The sequence below is a fragment of the Endozoicomonas sp. 2B-B genome (assembly GCF_053470045.1).
In genome coordinates, this window is sequence record NZ_JBLZMU010000001.1 from 5363725 (window position 1) to 5382054 (window position 18330).

The 18330-nt window shown below is 49.0% G+C and carries 14 protein-coding genes and 1 tRNA gene; 7 read left to right on the forward strand and 8 right to left on the reverse strand.

Annotation, left to right across the window (positions count from 1 at the left end; translation table 11 throughout):
• The first annotated feature begins 40 nt into the window (after window positions 1–40).
• Window positions 41–715: a cysteine peptidase family C39 domain-containing protein gene (locus tag ACOMHB_RS19965; RefSeq protein ID WP_448217939.1), complete on the forward strand. Its 675-nt coding sequence runs from the start codon at window positions 41–43 to the stop codon at window positions 713–715.
• Between the two features lie 405 nt (window positions 716–1120).
• Here ACOMHB_RS19965 and ACOMHB_RS19970 read toward each other — a convergent pair whose 3' ends face one another.
• Window positions 1121–2404: a hypothetical protein gene (locus ACOMHB_RS19970; RefSeq protein WP_448217940.1), complete on the reverse strand. Its 1284-nt coding sequence runs from the start codon at window positions 2402–2404 to the stop codon at window positions 1121–1123.
• A 373-nt stretch (window positions 2405–2777) separates the two neighbouring features.
• Here ACOMHB_RS19970 and ACOMHB_RS19975 point away from each other — a divergent pair, with 373 nt between their 5' ends.
• Together ACOMHB_RS19975 and ACOMHB_RS19980 are read left to right on the forward strand one after the other, a co-directional pair.
• Window positions 2778–4925, forward strand: coding sequence for a type I secretion system permease/ATPase (locus ACOMHB_RS19975; RefSeq protein WP_448217941.1), 2148 nt, complete (start codon window positions 2778–2780; stop codon window positions 4923–4925).
• Between the two features lie 4 nt (window positions 4926–4929).
• Entirely contained in the window at window positions 4930–6354 is a 1425-nt protein-coding gene (locus ACOMHB_RS19980) for an HlyD family type I secretion periplasmic adaptor subunit (RefSeq protein WP_448217942.1), read from the forward strand.
• A 77-nt stretch (window positions 6355–6431) separates the two neighbouring features.
• On the opposite strand, the gene ACOMHB_RS19985 is transcribed toward ACOMHB_RS19980, so the two are convergent.
• The 5 genes from ACOMHB_RS19985 to ACOMHB_RS20005 all read right to left on the reverse strand — a co-directional run bounded on the left by ACOMHB_RS19985 (window position 6432) and on the right by ACOMHB_RS20005 (window position 11162).
• On the reverse strand, window positions 6432–7373 hold the full coding sequence (locus tag ACOMHB_RS19985) for a ribose-phosphate pyrophosphokinase (protein WP_317145524.1): 942 nt from the start codon (window positions 7371–7373) through the stop codon (window positions 6432–6434).
• A 219-nt stretch (window positions 7374–7592) separates the two neighbouring features.
• Window positions 7593–7667, reverse strand: a tRNA-Gln gene (locus tag ACOMHB_RS19990).
• Window positions 7668–7707: 40 nt separating this feature from the next.
• Window positions 7708–8592 carry a 4-(cytidine 5'-diphospho)-2-C-methyl-D-erythritol kinase gene (gene ispE / locus ACOMHB_RS19995; RefSeq protein ID WP_422138680.1) on the reverse strand — a complete coding sequence of 295 codons (885 nt, stop codon included), beginning with the start codon at window positions 8590–8592 and terminating at the stop codon, window positions 7708–7710.
• A gap of 81 nt (window positions 8593–8673) precedes the next feature.
• Window positions 8674–9321 carry a lipoprotein insertase outer membrane protein LolB gene (gene lolB, locus ACOMHB_RS20000; protein WP_422134833.1) on the reverse strand — a complete coding sequence of 216 codons (648 nt, stop codon included), beginning with the start codon at window positions 9319–9321 and terminating at the stop codon, window positions 8674–8676.
• A gap of 68 nt (window positions 9322–9389) precedes the next feature.
• On the reverse strand, window positions 9390–11162 hold the full coding sequence (locus ACOMHB_RS20005) for a tetratricopeptide repeat protein (RefSeq protein ID WP_422452422.1): 1773 nt from the start codon (window positions 11160–11162) through the stop codon (window positions 9390–9392).
• 748 nt (window positions 11163–11910) lie between these two features.
• On the opposite strand from ACOMHB_RS20005, the gene hemA reads away from it, so the two are divergent.
• The 4 genes from hemA to hemH all read left to right on the forward strand — a co-directional run bounded on the left by hemA (window position 11911) and on the right by hemH (window position 16427).
• Complete coding sequence (gene hemA / locus ACOMHB_RS20010; RefSeq protein WP_448217943.1) at window positions 11911–13197, forward strand: glutamyl-tRNA reductase; 1287 nt, start codon at window positions 11911–11913, stop codon at window positions 13195–13197.
• Window positions 13198–13295: 98 nt separating this feature from the next.
• Window positions 13296–14387: a peptide chain release factor 1 gene (gene prfA, locus ACOMHB_RS20015; protein ID WP_422134836.1), complete on the forward strand. Its 1092-nt coding sequence runs from the start codon at window positions 13296–13298 to the stop codon at window positions 14385–14387.
• Entirely contained in the window at window positions 14380–15249 is an 870-nt protein-coding gene (gene prmC / locus ACOMHB_RS20020; protein WP_448217944.1) for a peptide chain release factor N(5)-glutamine methyltransferase, read from the forward strand. Before prfA ends, prmC begins: the two co-directional genes overlap by 8 nt.
• 155 nt (window positions 15250–15404) lie before the next feature.
• Complete coding sequence (gene hemH, locus ACOMHB_RS20025; protein WP_448217945.1) at window positions 15405–16427, forward strand: ferrochelatase; 1023 nt, start codon at window positions 15405–15407, stop codon at window positions 16425–16427.
• Window positions 16428–16467: 40 nt separating this feature from the next.
• On the opposite strand, the gene ACOMHB_RS20030 is transcribed toward hemH, so the two are convergent.
• Together ACOMHB_RS20030 and ACOMHB_RS20035 are read right to left on the reverse strand one after the other, a co-directional pair.
• On the reverse strand, window positions 16468–17415 hold the full coding sequence (locus ACOMHB_RS20030) for a hypothetical protein (RefSeq protein WP_448217946.1): 948 nt from the start codon (window positions 17413–17415) through the stop codon (window positions 16468–16470).
• Window positions 17416–17433: 18 nt separating this feature from the next.
• Window positions 17434–18132, reverse strand: a complete 699-nt coding sequence (locus tag ACOMHB_RS20035; protein WP_448217947.1) for a hypothetical protein — start codon at window positions 18130–18132, stop codon at window positions 17434–17436.
• Between the last annotated feature and the right edge of the window lie 198 nt (window positions 18133–18330).

Below are 18330 nucleotides of genomic sequence, written 5' to 3' on the forward strand. Positions count from 1 at the left end.
CGTCGTTTAGCAACACAAATCAGGACTAAGGATATTGCCAATGGGCACTACAGATGCTGATACCGAGCCATCTGCCGGGAGTGGCTTGTTTTGCTTTTTGTTGATGATGCAATACCTGAAGAAAACCATTGACATTAATGTCATTAAACATGAGTTCTGCCCCGAGGGAGATGACCTGACCCCACTGACGATGCTCAGGGCTCTCAAGCAACTCAAACTAAGAGCCAGACAAGTCAGAATCAGGCGGCAGCGATTAACTAAAATACACTGCCCGTTTATTGCCATAGACAAAAACGAGCAGTTTTTCATTATTGCCGCCATCAGCGATGGCAAAGCATTGATTCAACGGGAGGGAATGAGACCTGAGTCAGTTTCTTTGGATAAACTCTGGAGTCATTGGCATGGCCAGGCCATTTTAATTACTGATCGAAGTATTCTGCCAGGCAAAAATCAACACTTCGATATCAGCTGGTTTATACCGGCTATTGTCAAGTTTCGAAAACTGTTCAGGGACATATTGGTTGCTTCTTTTTTCATGCAGCTATTTGCCCTGCTGACGCCACTTGTTTTTCAGGTGGTGATGGACAAAGTGCTGGTTCACCGGGCAGAAATGACGCTGAATGTACTGGTTATCGCCCTGCTGGCCATTTCCCTGTTCGAGGTTACGCTGGATGGCTTGAGAACCTACTATCACATTGTTTTTTTTGGCAAATAATGCAATGCCCGCAGGCGCACCAAACCATTGAGTCTCATTTGCAAACTGGTAGGTTTCACGCAACAACACATTATCAATCAATGTCAGTCCAAACCCGAGAGAAGGCATCCCAAGAACAAGAAAAATTACGGTACAGCAGGCGCGGCCCACGAGAGCCGCAAAGCAGGCAGAAACTTTACGTACAATATCAGTATTCAAGTTGACACCCTTTCAAACTACGGAATTTACGCCCATTCGATAAAGTAGCACGCTTAATTGAGAGTCTGCCTGCAAAAGAACGTTTAGTACGCCATTTCAATGAGGCTGCTGCCTGCTGCATCGGATTACTTGTGGGTTTTCGGGCAGGCACTAAATACAAAGTGCGGTAATAAGTCAGCCCATGAGTCAGCAGTTTTATTGAATCTGTCAGTTAAACAGAGTCGAGAGATAATCCAGGGGCGCATAGAACTTTTTCCACTGAGTCCAGCCGGTCTCTGAAAGGCTTTGTTCCAGTGGATAGCCATAAACAGCGTAGTTTGAAAGACTATTGATAACAGCGAAAGTCAACGCAGGCACCAAAGTAACACTGGCTGTGATAAAGGGGTTGTCTGAGGTTATCTTCGAACGGTCCAGCATAAGCAAAACTCCGAATCCGCTCAGGGTTATGACAAAGGCTCCGACCATCACTCCTTTTTCGGGTTCGACTTTGGCTTCAGCTGCAGCTCCCATTCCGGCTACGGATCCGACTAAAGCTCCGCCTAAAGCAAAAACCCCGGATAGAGATGGATCTATGGATTGAGCTAAGGTTCCAGTTTCGATTATTTCGATTATCTTTACGGCCAGGCCTCCGGCTAAGACCAAGACTGAGGTTGCGTCTGCGTACATGCGTCCGGGTACGCCTCGGGCCCGGACTGCGGCTATGTGTGTGGCGTCGGCTGCTCCAATCCCAGTCATTGTCTGTCCGTCCACATCCATTATTGACCCTGGAATAATTCCCGAGAGGGCCCCTGCAATCGCTGCGCTGACAACAGAAGCAAGAATAATCCCTTTTGTTGAACTGAAGCCATTATGAATCATAGCTTTGTAGGCGACACCGCCTGCAATAACCACACTAAGCGCAGATAATATTGCGTCTTCCCAAGCCCCATACCATTCAGTTCTAATATCCCTTACGCTCATTTTTCTTAGCATTAACACCCACGTAGTGCTGGCTAAAGTTCTTGATACCGCTTCTGACGCAAAGTAGGTAAAGACCGCGACAGGTACGAACTCCCTTGTTTGGGAAACGACGGCAGCTGCCATTCCTGCACCGGCAAAATACAGAGGTTTCCACCAGAACTCCATGGGCCAGGGAGACACATGCCCGGCCAGCGCCACTTCAGCGGCAGTCGCCACGGGAGCCAGTTGCAAACAGAAATCCGTTTTCAGCGCCTCCAGCTCCTTTGTATCCGATGCCGCCGGGTCATATTTGCCTGAAAGCCCGGAGACTATTCCCGGCGTTTTGCACACACCCCACCAGATACCCAGATTGATCAGGGTAGACAAAGAGAGCCCGGCAATACTTTCCGTTAACTCAAGCCCGTTTTCCACCAATGCGCTGTCATTAAAGGGCTTAAGAAAATCAAAATCATTTTGTGAGGGGGGGCTGGCCTGTGCCGTCGAATAAAACAAACACAAAAGTAACGGAAACAGGTTGAATGTTTTTTTCATGATGATTTCCCAGATACAGTGACTGAACAGGGAATATAGATCCTAAATGGAGTTATGGATGGAAATATCCGGGCTAGTGCAGCCAAGCTCTGATATCCGTACACTCCTCGTTACCACGCACCAGATTATCAATGGTGCCCAAACTCCGTTCACCCTGAGCGCCCTTCGACTCCGCTCAGGATGAACGTGGATTGTTCACATCAAACTCATTGAAGGGACGTACCAATTTTGTGATACGCAAAAAATTTGTAACGTAACCAGCGGAGATGTCTACACTGTGAGACTCAACTGAACAGCTGTAACGTATTACGGGATTGCACCTTCAGGTTAAAGCGTCGTTTGGCAACACAAATCAGGACTAAGGATTTTTCCAATGAGCACTACAGATGCTGATACCGAGCCATCTGCCGGAAGTGGCTTGTTTTGCTTTTTGTTGATGATGCAATACCTGAAGAAAACCATCGACATCAGCGTCATCAAACATGAGTTCTGCCCCGAGGGAGAAGACCTGACCCCACTGACGATGCTCAGGGCTCTCAAACAACTCAAACTAAGAGCCAGACAAGTCAGAATCAGGCGACAGCGATTAACTAAAATACACTGTCCGTTTATTGCCATAGACAAAAACGAGCAGTTTTTCATTATTGCTGCCGTCAGTGATGGTAAAGCATTAATTCAACGGGAAGGAATGAGACCAGAGTCCATTTCTTTAGATGAGCTCTGGAGTCGTTGGGGTGGCCAGGCCATTTTAATGACTGATCGAAGTGTTCTGCCAGACAACAATCAGCACTTTGATATCAGCTGGTTTATACCGGCTATTGTCAAGTTTCGAAAACTGTTCAGGGACATATTGGTTGCTTCTTTTTTCATGCAGCTATTTGCCCTGCTGACGCCACTTGTTTTTCAGGTGGTGATGGACAAAGTGCTGGTTCACCGGGCAGAAATGACGCTGAATGTACTGGTTGTAGCGCTGCTGGCTATTTCCCTGTTTGAGGTTATGCTGGATGGCTTGAGAACCTATGTTTTTTCACATACCACCAACCGGGTTGATGTTGAACTGGGTACCCGGTTATTCCGGCACCTGCTGAAACTTCCTGTTGCTTTCTTTCAGAGTCGACCAGTGGGTCAGGTTGTGGCTCGTGTGCGTGAGCTGGAAAATGTGCGTAATTTCCTCACCAGCAGCGCTCTCACCCTGGTCATAGACCTGTTTTTCAGTTTGTTGTTTATTGTTGTCATGTTCTTCTATTCCAGTCGGCTGGCCTGGATCGTGATTGGCTCAATTCCGATCTATATTATCATTTCTATTTTGATTACTCCCCGCCTGCGCCAGAGAACCGAGGAATTGTTTCACCGCAGTGCCATCAACCAGGCATTTTTGACCGAAACCCTGACCGGTGTAGAGACCCTTAAATCCATGGCCATCGAACCCCAGATGCGCCAGCGCTGGGAAAATCAGCTGGCCGGTTTTGCTCAGGCTTCTTTTCGCTCGGTGGTGACTGGCATGTACGGCAGTCAGTCGGTGCAGCTGGTGAGCAAGCTGGTCACCGCTCTGTTGATGTGGCAAGGATCTCTGGAGGTCATTCACGGGCATATGACGGTAGGCGAACTGATCGCCTTCAATATGATTTCAGGACAGATTTCTGCCCCCATCCTGAGGCTAGCTCAGCTCTGGCAGGACTTTCAGCAATTTCGCATTGCCATCGACCGCCTCGGTGACATCATCAATGCTCCTACCGAACCCCAGAGTCATTTAAGTCAATCCTCACCTCCGGTAATGAAAGGAGCCATCAGGCTTGAGAATGTTGTTTTTCGCTACAGCCCTGCGAACCCCGCAGTACTGAACCGCATTGACCTGGACATTCCTGCAGGACAGGTGATCGGCATTGCTGGCCGTTCAGGCTCTGGTAAGTCAACGCTGACCAAGCTGATCCAGCGGCTCTTCATACCAGAAAGTGGCAAGGTTTATATTGATGGTGCCAACCTTTCACTATTAAACCCAGCCTGGATCCGACGCCAGATTGGTGTCGTCCTTCAGGACAGCGTGCTCTTTAATGGCACCATTCGAGACAATATTGCTCTTGGGAATCCAACCCTGGATATGGAGTCGGTCATCGCTTCAGCCCAACTGGCCGGAGCTCATGATTTCATTATCGAAATGCCCCATGGCTACAATTCTGAGCTGGGTGAGCGCGGCGCAGGGCTGTCCGGCGGTCAGCTTCAACGCCTGGCCATAGCAAGAGCACTGGCCACCCAGCCCAATATCCTGATTTTTGATGAAGCGACATCGGCTCTGGATTATGAGTCAGAAAAAATTATTCAGGACAACATGCGGGCTATCAGCAAAGGCCGCACCGTCATCATCATCGCCCATCGACTCTCAACTATCCGTCGTTGTGATCGGATTATAGTGATCGAAAAAGGGGTTATTGAAGAAGATGGCAGCCATGATGAGCTGGTTCAACAGCAGGGACGCTATGCCCAGCTGTGGTCTTCACAAATTGATGTAACACAAAGAGTTTAAACAATTGGGACGCATTCTCACGCTGATCAGAGACAGCCTGCACCATGAGAAAAAACATCCTCGGGTCAGGCGCAAAAAAGATGAGCTGGAGTTTCTGCCGGCCGCTGTTGAAATTCTCGAATCACCACCGTCACCGTTCGCTCATGTCCTGATGTTGCTGATTTGTGCCCTGCTGACCTTTGTTTTGCTCTGGAGCTGGTTCAGCTTTATTGACACCGAAGTCACCGCCAACGGCAGAATAATACCAGTGGGCAAGGTCAAGGAAGTACAATCACTGATTGCTGGCCGAGTGGATACCATCTATGTCACAGAAGGTGAGCATGTTTATAAAAACCAATTACTGATCAAACTGAACCCCACCGAGCCAGAAGCTGATATTCGCCAGATTGAAGCCATGTTGCTGCAAAACCAACTCAATGTCAGGCGATTGCAATTGTTGCTTGAATCGGCAACGGAAACGCCTCTGGCGCCACCTCCCAACCTGCAGCAATGGATTAGCCAGGCTAAGCTGCCGCTCTCGGGAAAGCCAAGCCCTGACCAGTGGTTTCGCCAGCAACAGTTACTGGATTATGACTACCAGCATTATCAGAGCAGCAATCAATCCGTAGTGCAGCAAATCGATCAGCGTCGGGCAAAGGTTATGGCGATTCAGGCCGAAATTGACCGACTGCAGATACTTAACCCCCTGCATCTGGAAAATGAAAAAGCGACCCGGCAATTATTAGACAAAGGTCTTGTGTCACGACTGGAGTGGCTGGCCACCAGGGAAAAACAGCTGGATACCAGCCAGCAGCTGCAGGTCCAACAGAGTCGCCAGAATGAAGCAAAGGCAGAGCTGGCAGCGCTTGTCAGTGAAAAAGAAAGTAGACAAAAAGCATTTCGTCATGAACGCATGGAAAAACTTAATGAGTTCAGTGATAAGATCACTGAACTACAAAACAACATTATCAAAGCCAGGGAACACAACCAGAATTGTTATATCCGGGCACCGGAAGACGGTACGATACAACAATTTTCGGCGCTGGGTTACGGCTCGGTGATCCAGCCGGCTGTGACTTTGATGTCGTTGGTTCCGGACAAAGCGGAGCTGCAGGCCGAAGTTATGGTGGAAAACAAGGACATCGGTTTTGTGAAGGCGCAGATGGCGGCCGATATCAAAATAGAAACGTTTCCCTATACATTTTTTGGCTATTTACACGGCGTAGTTGAGCTGGTTTCCAAAGATGCCCGGAACCAGGGCGAGCAGGGATTGATGTATCCGGTATACATCCGATTGAACCAGCAATTTGTCAATGTTAACGGTCAGAATGAACCTTTGCATGTAGATATGATGGTCTCTGCCGAGGTGAAAACCGGTAGACGCCGACTGCTGGCATTTTTTCTGGAACCATTCTTGCGCTACCGTGATGAAGCACTGAATGTCCGTTGAACTGGCTCCCACGCTAGGAGCCTTGCGATACCCTCACCTGGGCGAGGGCTTACTGCGCTTTTGCCAATTCCCTGAAATTACTGGAACATCGCACTGATGGATTCAGCGTTACTGATTCTGCGAACAGACTCAGCCAGCAGAGGCGACATATCCAGTTGGCGAATCCGACCCAAAGCCTGGGCAGCGGGGCTCAGAGGAATCGTGTTGGTCACTACCAGTTCGTCCAGCTCGGAGTTAGCCACATTTTCCAGAGCACGGCCAGACAGAACAGGATGAGTACAGTAGGCAATCACCTTGGTAGCGCCTTTGGACTTCAGCGCAGCTGCAGCAGCGCACAGGGTACCGGCCGTGTCGACCATATCATCGACCAGCACAGAGGTACGGCCGCTAACATCACCGATAATGTTCATTACTTCAGATTTATTGGCTTCAGGGCGACGCTTGTCGATGATCGCCAGATCGGTATTCAGGCGCTTAGCCACAGCACGGGCACGAACTACACCACCGTGATCGGGTGATACCACCATCAGGTTCTCGTAACCCTGACGCTCCATATCATCCAGCAGAATAGGAGAACCGTAAACGTTGTCCACAGGAATGTCGAAGAAGCCCTGAATCTGGTCAGCGTGCAGGTCGACTGTCAGGACACGATCCACACCCACTCCGGCAATCATGTCAGCGACGACTTTGGCACTGATTGGTACACGGGAAGAGCGCGGACGACGATCCTGACGAGCGTAACCAAAGTAAGGCAGCACCGCTGTGATGCGAACCGCAGAGGAGCGACGCATGGCGTCTGCCATAACCAACAACTCCATCAGGTTGTCGTTGGTAGGGGCGCAGGTGGACTGGATGATAAAAACATCACGACCACGGACGTTTTCCTGAATTTCTACTGCAATTTCGCCGTCACTGAAACGGCCAACATAGGCCTTGCCCAGGGGAATATGCAGGTGATTGACAACCTTGTGCACCAGCTCCGGATTTGAGTTGCCGGCAAACACCATCATTTTGGACACGAATAAATACCTTGCTCTGGTCGTAGTCGTGGGTGGATGTAGCTCTTCACCAAAGGAGCTGACCGCCCATCGCCGACAGCAATGAGCGTCACATCCTGTTTTTGTCTGCCTGGATTGGAACCATTACCATCGAATGTTTCGAAGGTGAATGTTTTGTCCTGAGCGTTACGTCTCATAAAACAGTGGAGAGAGCTATCTGTAAGATAGGATTCTAAACAGTGGCTGGGGTGGAGGGATTCGAACCCCCGCATGGCAGGATCAAAACCTGCTGCCTTACCGCTTGGCGACACCCCAGTAACATAATTTACAGTCACTGTAAGCTGGATAATGGAGTTTAATTCACACATGATCGCAGTTGACTGATCGAGTTGTGAAGCGGAGATGTATTGACACCACTGGCAACGAAACCATCAACGTCAGAGTCGATTTCTGCCAGAGTCGCTTCCGCCTCTTTACGACTGGCAAACGGCATAAACACACAGGCACCCGAACCGCTCATCATGGCCTGCCCCACGCTCGAATTTCCGGAATTATCCAACAGCACTAAACATTTATCAACTTCCGGATAAAGCCTTCGAACCAATGGCTGAAAGTCATTGGTCAGCTCATTTCCATGCAGCCGGTTCAATGCGGCGGAAACTTTAATGGGACGAGTATCTCTTGTCAATTCCTGATGACGGAACATTTCGGTAGTGTTGACATGGCAGTCAGGTTTGAGAACCAGGTACCAATTTTCTTCAGGACTGACAGGAGTAAGCTTCTCGCCAACCCCCTCAGCAAAAGCAGCATGACCCCGAACAAATACCGGAACATCAGCTCCCAATTTCAGTCCCAGCTCTGCCAGTGTGTCTTCGTCCAGTCCCAACCCCCACAATAGATTCAGACCATGGAGTGTTGTGGCCGCATCGGAGCTGCCGCCCCCAATTCCACCGCCCATGGGCAGACGTTTAAGGAGCGTAATTCTGACGCCTTTTTCACAGCCTGTATGAGTTTGTAAAAGACGGGCAGCCTTGAGAACGAGATTGTCATCAGCGACCAGCTCTGGAAGGTTACAATCCAGTAATAACTCGTCATGATTTTCGAAGGTCAGCTCATCGGCAAAATCCAAAAACTGGAAAACGGTCTGGAGCTGATGATAACCATCTTCTCGACGTCCGATTATGTGCAAGAAAAGATTTAGCTTGGCCGGAGCAGGCAAAACCAGAGTTGAAGACGACATCAACGAACCATCCTGAAATTGCGATCATGAACTATCAAGCAACTTCTGCCCGATAGCAGAAGAGAAATTAAAGATGAAAGCCTATTTTAGCTGCCATCTTCTGGCAAACAGAGTTGCCTGCACCTCACCCTGTCGGACTTTTATCCTGACAGGCAAGGTTATTCCGGAGAAGTCCTCGTACTGCAAATATTCAACCTGCCACCCCTGCTGTGTAATCAGCACAGGATAACCCTGATTATTTAACCGGATAGTGGCTCTGGTATCAGGACTGGGCAGCCCCATGACCCAATATCGCAGCAGACTGACAGGTAAATCCCAACCGGTCAGCTCAAACAGCAATTTCTCAGGACTCTGGCCTGGATAACGCTTACCTGAGGCTTCCAGTTCTACTGAGCCCGGTTGACCATTAATTTTTGCCACTGTCTGTCCCAGGGGACCATCCAGATAGATAAGATAGTTCTCTTTACTCTGTTGCCATTCCAGAGATAAGGTTCCGGAGTCTCCAGGGACTCTCAACCCCAGTCGCCCTGTCAAGTGCCAATAATCCAGTTCTGAGAGCTGCTGTTGATGAGCTTTCCACAATGACTGACGCTGAGCTTCTGAAAGCCCTTTTTCCGGTTTGGGAGCCGTGGCGCAACCAGAGAGAAGCAGGGCAAAAATCACAAGAATAGACAGTTTTGTTGTTAATGAAGAGTCAGTCAGGTATGAAGTTGAAAACGGTATCTGCATACAACTTGCCAGTTTTTGCGTTGAGTGAACGGGCCGCCAGGCCCGTTATGATAGATAATCCAGCAGGCTTACTTGACGATGGAAACCTTGGGGTCCGCTAAAGCATCGGCCTCTTTATGCTGCTTTTCCAATCGCTCTCGGGTCTCTTTCAGAACGTCACTGTCCGGAGTCATCTGCAAAGCCTCGTCCCACAAAGCTCGTGCATCTTCTTTCCGCCCAAGGGCCCAAAGCACCTCGCCCAGATGAGCCGCTACCTCATGATCGGGATACTTATCATAGGCGTTTTTGAGATAAACAAGAGCAGCCTGATAGTTACCCAGACGATATTGTACCCAACCCATGCTGTCCATAATGGCAGGATCATCTTCATCCAGGACATAGGCCTTCTCGATCAACTCTCTTGCCTCTTCAAAGCGATCAGTACGATCCGCCAGGGTGTAGCCAAGCGCATTCAGAGCGGCCGCATTTTCGGGCTGAAACTTGATAATGGCACGCAGATCTGACTCAAGATCCTTGATTCTTCCCATTTTCTCAAACACCATGGCCCGACCATAGAGCAGGTTAACATTCTCGGGGTAGCGCAATACGGCGTCTGAAAACAGCTTCAGAGCATCGTCAAGTTCTCCGGCATTCACCAGAATTTCTGTCTCGAGCAAATAAAGCTGAACAGCATGTACCGGGAATCGGTTGCGGTCTTCTTCCAATTGCTGTCGGGCCTCTGCCATTTTACCCTGCTTGAGCAGCATCTGGATAAGCGCGACCCGTGACATCATGAACTCCTTACCTGGCATCACGTTCAGAAAAGACTTCCGGGCCTGTTCATAATGCCCTTTCTGTTCTGATATCCATCCCAGATAATAATGAGCGGTACTTTTTCTCTGTCCCAGAGCCAATAGCTGTTTAAAATAGCTTTCAGACTCTGCCACCATCCCGCTCTCAAGTGAAATCAGAGCCAGAGACAACAGCATCTCAACATCGAAGGGTGACTGATTCAGGAGCACCTGAAACTGTTCGCGAGCCTCGCCAAGCTTATCCAGATGCACCAGTACACTGGCATAAATCAGACGCAGACGAGGAATATCCGGATACTTTTTGACGGCATCAGCCAGCATTTTCTCAGCCTCATCACCTTTGTCCATCTTATTGAGGATGCGACCCTTGAGTATGATAGCCTTGACGTAGTCCGGCTCCTTAGCAAGAAGCTGATCACAGATCTTGATCGCTGCTTGCAACTGATTATCCTGAAGCAACAAAATGGCCTTACCCAGCTTCAGCGACCGATGACCGGGATAATCCTTAAGAATGCTGTCAAAGGTGCTCAGCAATTGCACCCTTTCATCTTCAGGAAGCTCCAGGGCACTGGCTGCGAGGAAATCAAAATTAGCCTCACCTTCCAAAGCCAGAACGTCTCTCATCTGCTCAACGGCTCGATCCAGTTGACCCGCCCTGATCAGTTCAATAGCACCAGCTTGCAATGCGGCAGCATTTTTATCATCCAGCTTGGCCCAGAGTAACGCCGCATCCAGAGATGCCTGGCGAGCCCCGACGACCTGACTGATTTGATAGGCCCGTTTGGCAACTCCCTTGTCCTGAGTCTTATGAGCCTGTTTGAGATAATACCCCAGCGCCAGATCATAACGCTTACGCTGCCCGCCCAATTCGGCCACGAGCAGATCGTAAAGGGTATCAGGTTCAAAAGAAGCTACCGGCTCTTGCGGCTCGTGACTGACCTGGGCAGGAACCGATTCAGCCGCCCCGGGCTGCCATGAATATTGAACTGAAGAACAACCTGATACCAGCATGGCTGTCAGCACTATAGAGAAACTATTAAGTTTCTTCATGAATGGTATGCCTTTACCCGTTGGAAATAATTTCTGCACTGAACTCTGCAGTCCCGGATGGATCAGCTCTGAACTGTGCCTTCTTTATCATGACATACGCAAATTATTGTGAAAAACATTTTACTACAGAGCCTGCAAAGAAAGGCCGGACAAAATATTTCTCTTTTTCTATGGGTATGACTGGATACATCCGGGTTTGCAGTTGTTGCCGTTCCATAGGAGAATTGATCGGCCAGAATGTCCATAACGAAAGAAGGTGCTGTTAAAACAGAGTGAAGATCAAGATTCTTCGCTGACCTGAGCGTATCACTGTTTGCTGACTGTAGTACTTAAACAGCACCGGGGCCTCGCACTGAACGAAGATCTGACAACAAACTGCGAATTATCAGGTGTTAAAAATCTGCCTGGCATAACAGGGATTCCCTCAGCTTCCATTGAAACAACTTGTATTGAGACAACCATGGACAGACAAAAAGTCAAACCAGTTACCCGAATGTCTGGAACAGAAGTTTCGATCTGCTTCGGGCAACATAATTAAGGGCACAGGCATCAGTCTGCAGTCCAGTGTTGTAGAATACTGTACGGTCAATAATAGCAGTGGCTCTCAAATAGACAGCCCAATCTTTCGTCAAAAGGCACGGAGACTGGATTAGATAAATGAACCTCCAGAGTAAAAAGACAGCCCTGAGTACCTCGCCAGTGGGTTACTTGTGGCTGGCTAGAGCGTAAGAAAAGGCAACAGGACTTTATGGGGTATCTTACCGCCGGTATCAATCACAGAACTGCACCCATCGCACTCAGGGAGCAGGTTGCTTTTTCACCTGAGCAACTGCCCGAGGCGCTCCAGGATGCCCGTCATTTCATGCACACCAATGAAGTGGCCATTCTGTCCACCTGTAACCGGACAGAACTTTACTGTGCCAGCAACGCCGATTATCACAGAGCGCTTGAATGGTTGACAGGGTATCACAACCTGGATCAGAAGCTGCTTAGCGAGCACAGTTATATTCATCACGATAAAGCCGCTGTTCGCCATATAATGAGAGTGGCATGCGGCCTTGACTCCATGGTTCTCGGTGAACCCCAGATTCTCGGTCAGCTGAAGTCAGCCTACGCCCAGGCCCAGGAAGCCGGTACTATTGGCTCGCTGCTTTCCAGACTGTTCCAGTACTGCTTTACTACCGCCAAACAAGTTCGAACCAATACCGCTATTGGTAGACAGCCTGTTTCCATCGCTTATGCAGCCACGACACTGGCCAGGCAGATCTTTGCCGACCTTTCTGAAAACACCGCTTTACTGATTGGTGCCGGTGAAACCATTGAACTGGTGGCCAGACACCTTCATCAACAAGGCCTTAAAGACATCTTTGTCGCTAACCGGACCATGAGCCGGGCGAAACTGCTGGCCGACAAATTTGACGGAAAGCCGGCCCTGCTTTCAGATATTCCTCACTTGTTGCCAGCCGCTGATATTGTCGTCTCCTCAACGGCCAGCCCGGTTCCCGTTCTGGGTAAAGGCAGTGTTGAAAGAGCGATTAAAAAACGCAAACACCGCCCCATATTTATGGCGGATATCGCTGTTCCCCGGGATATCGAACCCGAGGTCACTGAGCTACCAGACATCTTCCTGTATACCGTCGACGACCTGCATGACGTTATTCAGGACAATATGCAACAGCGACAGGATGCTGCAAAAGAAGCTGAGCTGCTGATCGAAACCGGTGCTTTTGAGTTCATGAGCCAACTGCGCTCACTGGATGCAGTGAATGTGCTGAGGAGCTATCGAAAAAATACCGAGGAACTCAGAGATTTTGAGCTTGAAAAAGCCATGCTTTCTCTGGCCAATGGTGTTCCGGCGGAACAGGTTCTGACTCAATTTGCACGTTCACTGACCAACAAGCTCATGCATACCCCCAGCGTGCAATTGAAAAAAGCCGCTGCAGAAGGTCAGAACAACCGACTGAAATGGGCTGAAGAACTGCTGGGCATTCATCGCCGTTATGAAGACCGCGCTAAAGAGCCGAGCCACTCCTAGCTGTGCCAGCCATTACCGGCTGAAATTCAGCCAGAAGCCACCGGATACCTGTATAACCCATCAGGTTCACACCTGAAACAAGCATTGATTAAATCCAAATGAAAGATCCCAATCTGGACAGTCTGAGCGCCAAACTTGAAAACCTGCTGGAACGCTTTGAGGAACTCGGTGCTTTACTGAGTGACCCGCAAGTCATCGGTAACCAGGACCAGTTCCGCAGACTCTCCAAGGAATACGCTGAACTTGAACCCGTCGTCAATGCCTACCGGGATTACGACCAGATTCAGAGAGATCTGGAAGACGCCCGGGCCATGAAAGACGACCCGGAAATGGCTGATCTGGCTGAGGAAGAGATTCAGAGCTGCGAAGAAAAGCTGCCAGCCCTGGCTCAGGAGCTGCAACTACTGCTCTTACCCAAAGACCCCAGGGACAACAACAATACTTTCCTGGAAATTCGTGCCGGTACTGGTGGTGACGAGGCTGCTATTTTCGCGGGAGACCTGTTCCGGATGTATTCCCGCTTCGCTGAAAAACGTGGCTGGAAAATCGAAGTCATCAGTGCCAATGACGGTGAACACGGTGGCTATAAGGAGATTATTTCCCGCGTGGTCGGCAATAATGTTTTTGGTCATCTGAAGTTTGAATCCGGTGCCCATCGGGTCCAGCGTGTGCCTGAAACAGAATCCCAGGGGCGTATACACACATCAGCCTGTACTGTCGCCATCATGGCAGAACCTGATGAGCAGGAAGCCATCGAGATCAAAAAGGAAGATCTTAGAGTCGACACCTACCGTTCATCGGGTGCCGGTGGTCAGCATGTAAACACCACCGACTCGGCCATTCGACTGACCCACCTGCCTACCGGCATTGTGGTTGAATGTCAGGACGAACGTTCACAACACAAGAACCGGGCCAAGGCCATGGCTCTGCTTTCTGCAAAACTGCAGGATGCTCAAGAGATGGCTGCCGCCAAAGAGATCAGCGAAACCCGTAAAAGTCTGGTGGGCAGTGGCGATCGCTCCGAGCGTATCAGAACCTATAACTACCCTCAGGGGCGGGTCACTGATCATCGCATCAACCTGACGCTTTATAAATTGCCAGAGATTATCGAAGGCGACCTCGACCCTGTGATTAACCCCCTCCTTCAGCAACATCAGGCGGACCTGTTGACAGGATTGTCCGATGAGTAGACTAATGAGCAGGATTGATCAGACCCTCAGTGAGGCCACTCAACGCCTCACTGATAGTCATACAGCCAGAAAAGAACAAAGCGACACGGCCCGTCTTGATGCCGAAGTTCTGCTCTGCCATGTATTGGGCAAACCATACAGCTACTTTTTCACCTGGCCCGAAAGGGAGCTGACGCCCGAACAGGCTGAACAGTTTGAGTCCATGCTGGCACAACGGATACTGGGAACCCCTGTCGCTTATATAACGGGTGAGAAAGAGTTCTGGAGTCTGAAGCTTAACGTTTCCCCCTCCGTACTGATTCCCAGACCCGACACTGAAAGGCTGGTTGAGCTCGCCTTGTCTATGCCCGTTTCGGACCAGGCAACCGTTGCCGACCTTGGCACAGGCAGCGGTGCCATTGCTCTGGCAATGGCTATCGAGAGGCCACACTGGCAAGTGATTGGCGTTGACAGACTGTCCGGGCCAGTCGCCATCGCTAAAGAAAATGCCGCCCTGAACCAGATAGGCAATGTAACCTTTGTAGAAGGTGACTGGTGCTCACCCGTATCCGACCCGCTCGACATGATTGTCAGCAACCCGCCGTACATTCGTGAAGACGATAAGCACCTTGTTCAGGGGGATGTACAGTTTGAACCCCGATCAGCATTGACTGCAGGCAAAGACGGCCTTGATGATATACGCACCATCAGCCGACAAGCCTTCGGGAAGCTGAAACCGAGAGGCTGGTTGTTGTTTGAGCACGGTTATGATCAGGGCAGTGATATCCGGATCATTCTGGAGTCCAATGGCTTTACCGCCATTAGCACACAACAAGACCTGTCTGGTCAGGACCGTGTCACCCTGGCGCAAAAAACCGCCTGAACCGGAGCCTGATAGCTGCATTTCCCCTATGCTTACGTTTGGTTATACTCCTCTGCTCTTAGCTGAAGCAGTAAACCCTTAAACAGTCGTGTGCGATAGAGGATATTTTTCGCATCTGACAATCAAAGATTTCACAAGGTAGGCAGGAAGTAGGGATGGAAAATACCGGAGCATTGCTGGTTAATCTGGGTTCGCCCGATAGTCCGCATGAACAAGATGTACGACACTATCTGAATGAATTTCTGATGGATGCTAATGTCATCGATATGCCCTGGCTCGTAAGACGAATGATTGTCAGTCTGTTTGTCCTGCCCAAAAGACCGGCTCAATCCGCCAGAGCCTACGCCTCTGTCTGGACTGAGAAGGGCTCACCTCTAATCAGCAACAGTAAAGACCTTCATGAAGAAGTCCAGAAGCTGACTTCCATGCCAGTAGAGTTAGCCATGCGTTATGGCAGGCCAGACATGGAGAGCGCTCTGGTCAGACTGGCCAGCAAGCCGGAGATCAAGGAAGTTCTGCTGTTCCCTCTCTACCCTCACTACGCCATGTCAACCGTCAAGACAGTGGTAGAGAAAGCTGAAGAAATCATCAAAGACTACAAACTGCCGGTGACATTGAAAGTTCACCCCGTGTTTTATAATCACGATGCCTACATTGAGGCACTGGTAGAAAGTGCAAAAGAGTATCTGGAAAAAGATTATGATCACATTGTGTTCAGTTATCACGGTGTTCCGGAAAGACACATCCGTAAGGATGACTGCACAGGTTCCCACTGCCTGAAATCCGAGGACTGTTGTCAGAAAGCATCACCTGCTCACCTTACCTGCTATCGACATCAGGTTTACAGAACCACCGCCTGCTTTGTCGAGAAAGCCGACATCCCGGTGGACAAATACTCCGTCGCCTTCCAATCAAAACTGGGGCGGGACAAATGGTTGGAACCGGCCACCAGCAATACCATTAAATCACTGGCAGAACAGGGCATCAAAAAGGTTCTGGTCATCTGCCCGGCATTCGTGGCTGACTGTCTGGAAACCCTTGAAGAGATTGGCATGGAAGCGAAAGAGGACTTTATTGCAGCTGGCGGTGTATCCCTGGAACTCATTCCCTGCCTGAACAGCCACCCTGCCTGGACGAAGCTGGTCAGTCAATGGCTAGAGAAACCGCTCCATAATTGATCACGGGATGAGCCCGACACGCTTTCTCAGGTGCCTGCGCCTACTGCGCGGCATCTGGTTTTTGCCATATGTTATACAATAGAACTGGCCAACTGAGAATGCGATCAATGATTACCGGCGTTAGAAGAATTATTGTTTTTAGAACATAGTTATTATGCTTGATTCCTGCATATGAGCTTCCAACAATAACAGGCATAGCCAATATCACCATTTTTGAGATATCGCTTATGTCTAATTGTTTACTCTGATTCCCATAATATCTAACAGTAACGGATAGGAAAGATGCCAGAGCATTACTGTCTGAAAAAATATAAAACAGTCTGTTTTTTGTTCCCTGATAAAGTAACATTGCAGCCAGAGAGATGATAATAAACTCATTTTCATTTGATTTTAGATGATCAGCTCCAAACTCGTTATAGACCGACACACGTTCACTTAATGATGCAGCCAGCGAAATACAACTAAGGAGACCGCCGCGAAAAAGATAAAGGCCTTCACTCATATCGAATTCGTCAATTATGCTCTTTAATTCAACAGGCTCTGGCCGTAAACAACCCATAAATTTTTCAGGTGCATTGGCCGCATATACAATCGCACCATGTCTATCTCGGGTAATATACTTCCTGATTGATTCTAAATCATTAATTCCAATATCTTGTTCATAGACGACACCTTTAGCTGCGGTAAGCTTTATTTTGTGCACGTATTCTGATGGATTGGTATAAAAAACTAAAGACAGTGGAGCTTCAGCCAGTGCGCTTATCAATTGAACAGCAAAAACACTATAGCAACCCTCTGCTTTATTTATTTCTTTCGTTTTTACTTCACTTGATAAAAACAACATCGCTATGACAAAAAATAAATTGTGCACTAAGTCAGCCCCACAACAAGTGATCATTTCATTTGGACTGATCAGAGTAGCCTGTGTACCAAAAAAATCCAGAAAACAGCCTTGGGTAACCAGTTTGGCGCCTGCCGACAGATGCATAAGAGTTTTTCTGCTTTGCTAACTGGCGCTGCCCGGGATTACCATTTTATGCAATTCCTCAATGAACGCTCTCGTAAACAGGCCACTACTGATGCAATCCTTAATGATGGGTGTCAGTGGTAAGCCTTTATCACGGATCACATCCTTCATTTGCAAAAAACTTTTCATAACTGAAAGATTCCAGGCGCCAACGCTCCTTTTGACTGAAGGTAGAAGTTTAAAGTGATTTAACAGCTCCGGTTTACGTAAATAAACATCGAGTTTGATTTCAACATCCCCCAGAATTTCTTCCTTTTTAACTAAATATATTTCCTCGTCATTGCGATTGTAGTAAGGGAAGCCATACAGCTCTGCTTGCCAGGCATCCCAGTTCCATAGATCCGGTTCGGTAGTGTTTTGAAGGGTGCTATCAGCGCTACTGGTAACACTGGCAGCTGGTGAAAGTCGCGTATCTGTCAAACCAAAACGCTCTATCAAAAAGTTCGCCAGTTGTCTGGCAAATAGCTCTGGCCGACACTGGTGCTCCTCCGACTGAGTTGTGATCAGCCTGACAGTCTGCTCTTGAAGGGCTACCATGCGAGAATGAAACTGTGCCTGTTCAGCATTGATGGCTTGCACCGTGCTCTCATAGCTAGGCGGCTGGTCAGTGGCAGCAGTTACTTGACGGAGCGGGGGCGCTGCTTGACCAGCGCCGTTATCAGAACCAAATGTATACATAACCTGTTCTCCATTTAAACAGATTATCGTAAAGCCCATGGACTCTACGAAGATCATTATTATTTGCAAAAATGTTACCATTCAGGCTGCAATAGCGCCCGATTGGAAAACCCTCTTTTGAGCTAGACAATGATTACAGGGAAAAATTCCTTAAGGGACAGCTACACGAAGCATTTTTTACCTCTGAGAACCTCAGAT

Bases quoted from the DNA above. Each gene is read 5' to 3' on its own strand.
- ACOMHB_RS19975 (WP_448217941.1), top strand. From the start codon at position 2,778: ATGAGCACTACAGATGCTGATACCGAGCCATCTGCCGGAAGTGGCTTG.
- ACOMHB_RS20035 (WP_448217947.1), bottom strand. From the start codon at position 18,132: ATGTATACATTTGGTTCTGATAACGGCGCTGGTCAAGCAGCGCCCCCG.
- hemA (WP_448217943.1), top strand. From the start codon at position 11,911: ATGGGGTATCTTACCGCCGGTATCAATCACAGAACTGCACCCATCGCA.
- lolB (WP_422134833.1), bottom strand. From the start codon at position 9,321: ATGCAGATACCGTTTTCAACTTCATACCTGACTGACTCTTCATTAACA.
- ACOMHB_RS19970 (WP_448217940.1), bottom strand. From the start codon at position 2,404: ATGAAAAAAACATTCAACCTGTTTCCGTTACTTTTGTGTTTGTTTTAT.
- prmC (WP_448217944.1), top strand. From the start codon at position 14,380: ATGAGTAGACTAATGAGCAGGATTGATCAGACCCTCAGTGAGGCCACT.
- prfA (WP_422134836.1), top strand. From the start codon at position 13,296: ATGAAAGATCCCAATCTGGACAGTCTGAGCGCCAAACTTGAAAACCTG.
- ispE (WP_422138680.1), bottom strand. From the start codon at position 8,592: ATGTCGTCTTCAACTCTGGTTTTGCCTGCTCCGGCCAAGCTAAATCTT.
- ACOMHB_RS19965 (WP_448217939.1), top strand. From the start codon at position 41: ATGGGCACTACAGATGCTGATACCGAGCCATCTGCCGGGAGTGGCTTG.
- ACOMHB_RS20030 (WP_448217946.1), bottom strand. From the start codon at position 17,415: ATGCATCTGTCGGCAGGCGCCAAACTGGTTACCCAAGGCTGTTTTCTG.
- ACOMHB_RS20005 (WP_422452422.1), bottom strand. From the start codon at position 11,162: ATGAAGAAACTTAATAGTTTCTCTATAGTGCTGACAGCCATGCTGGTA.
- hemH (WP_448217945.1), top strand. From the start codon at position 15,405: ATGGAAAATACCGGAGCATTGCTGGTTAATCTGGGTTCGCCCGATAGT.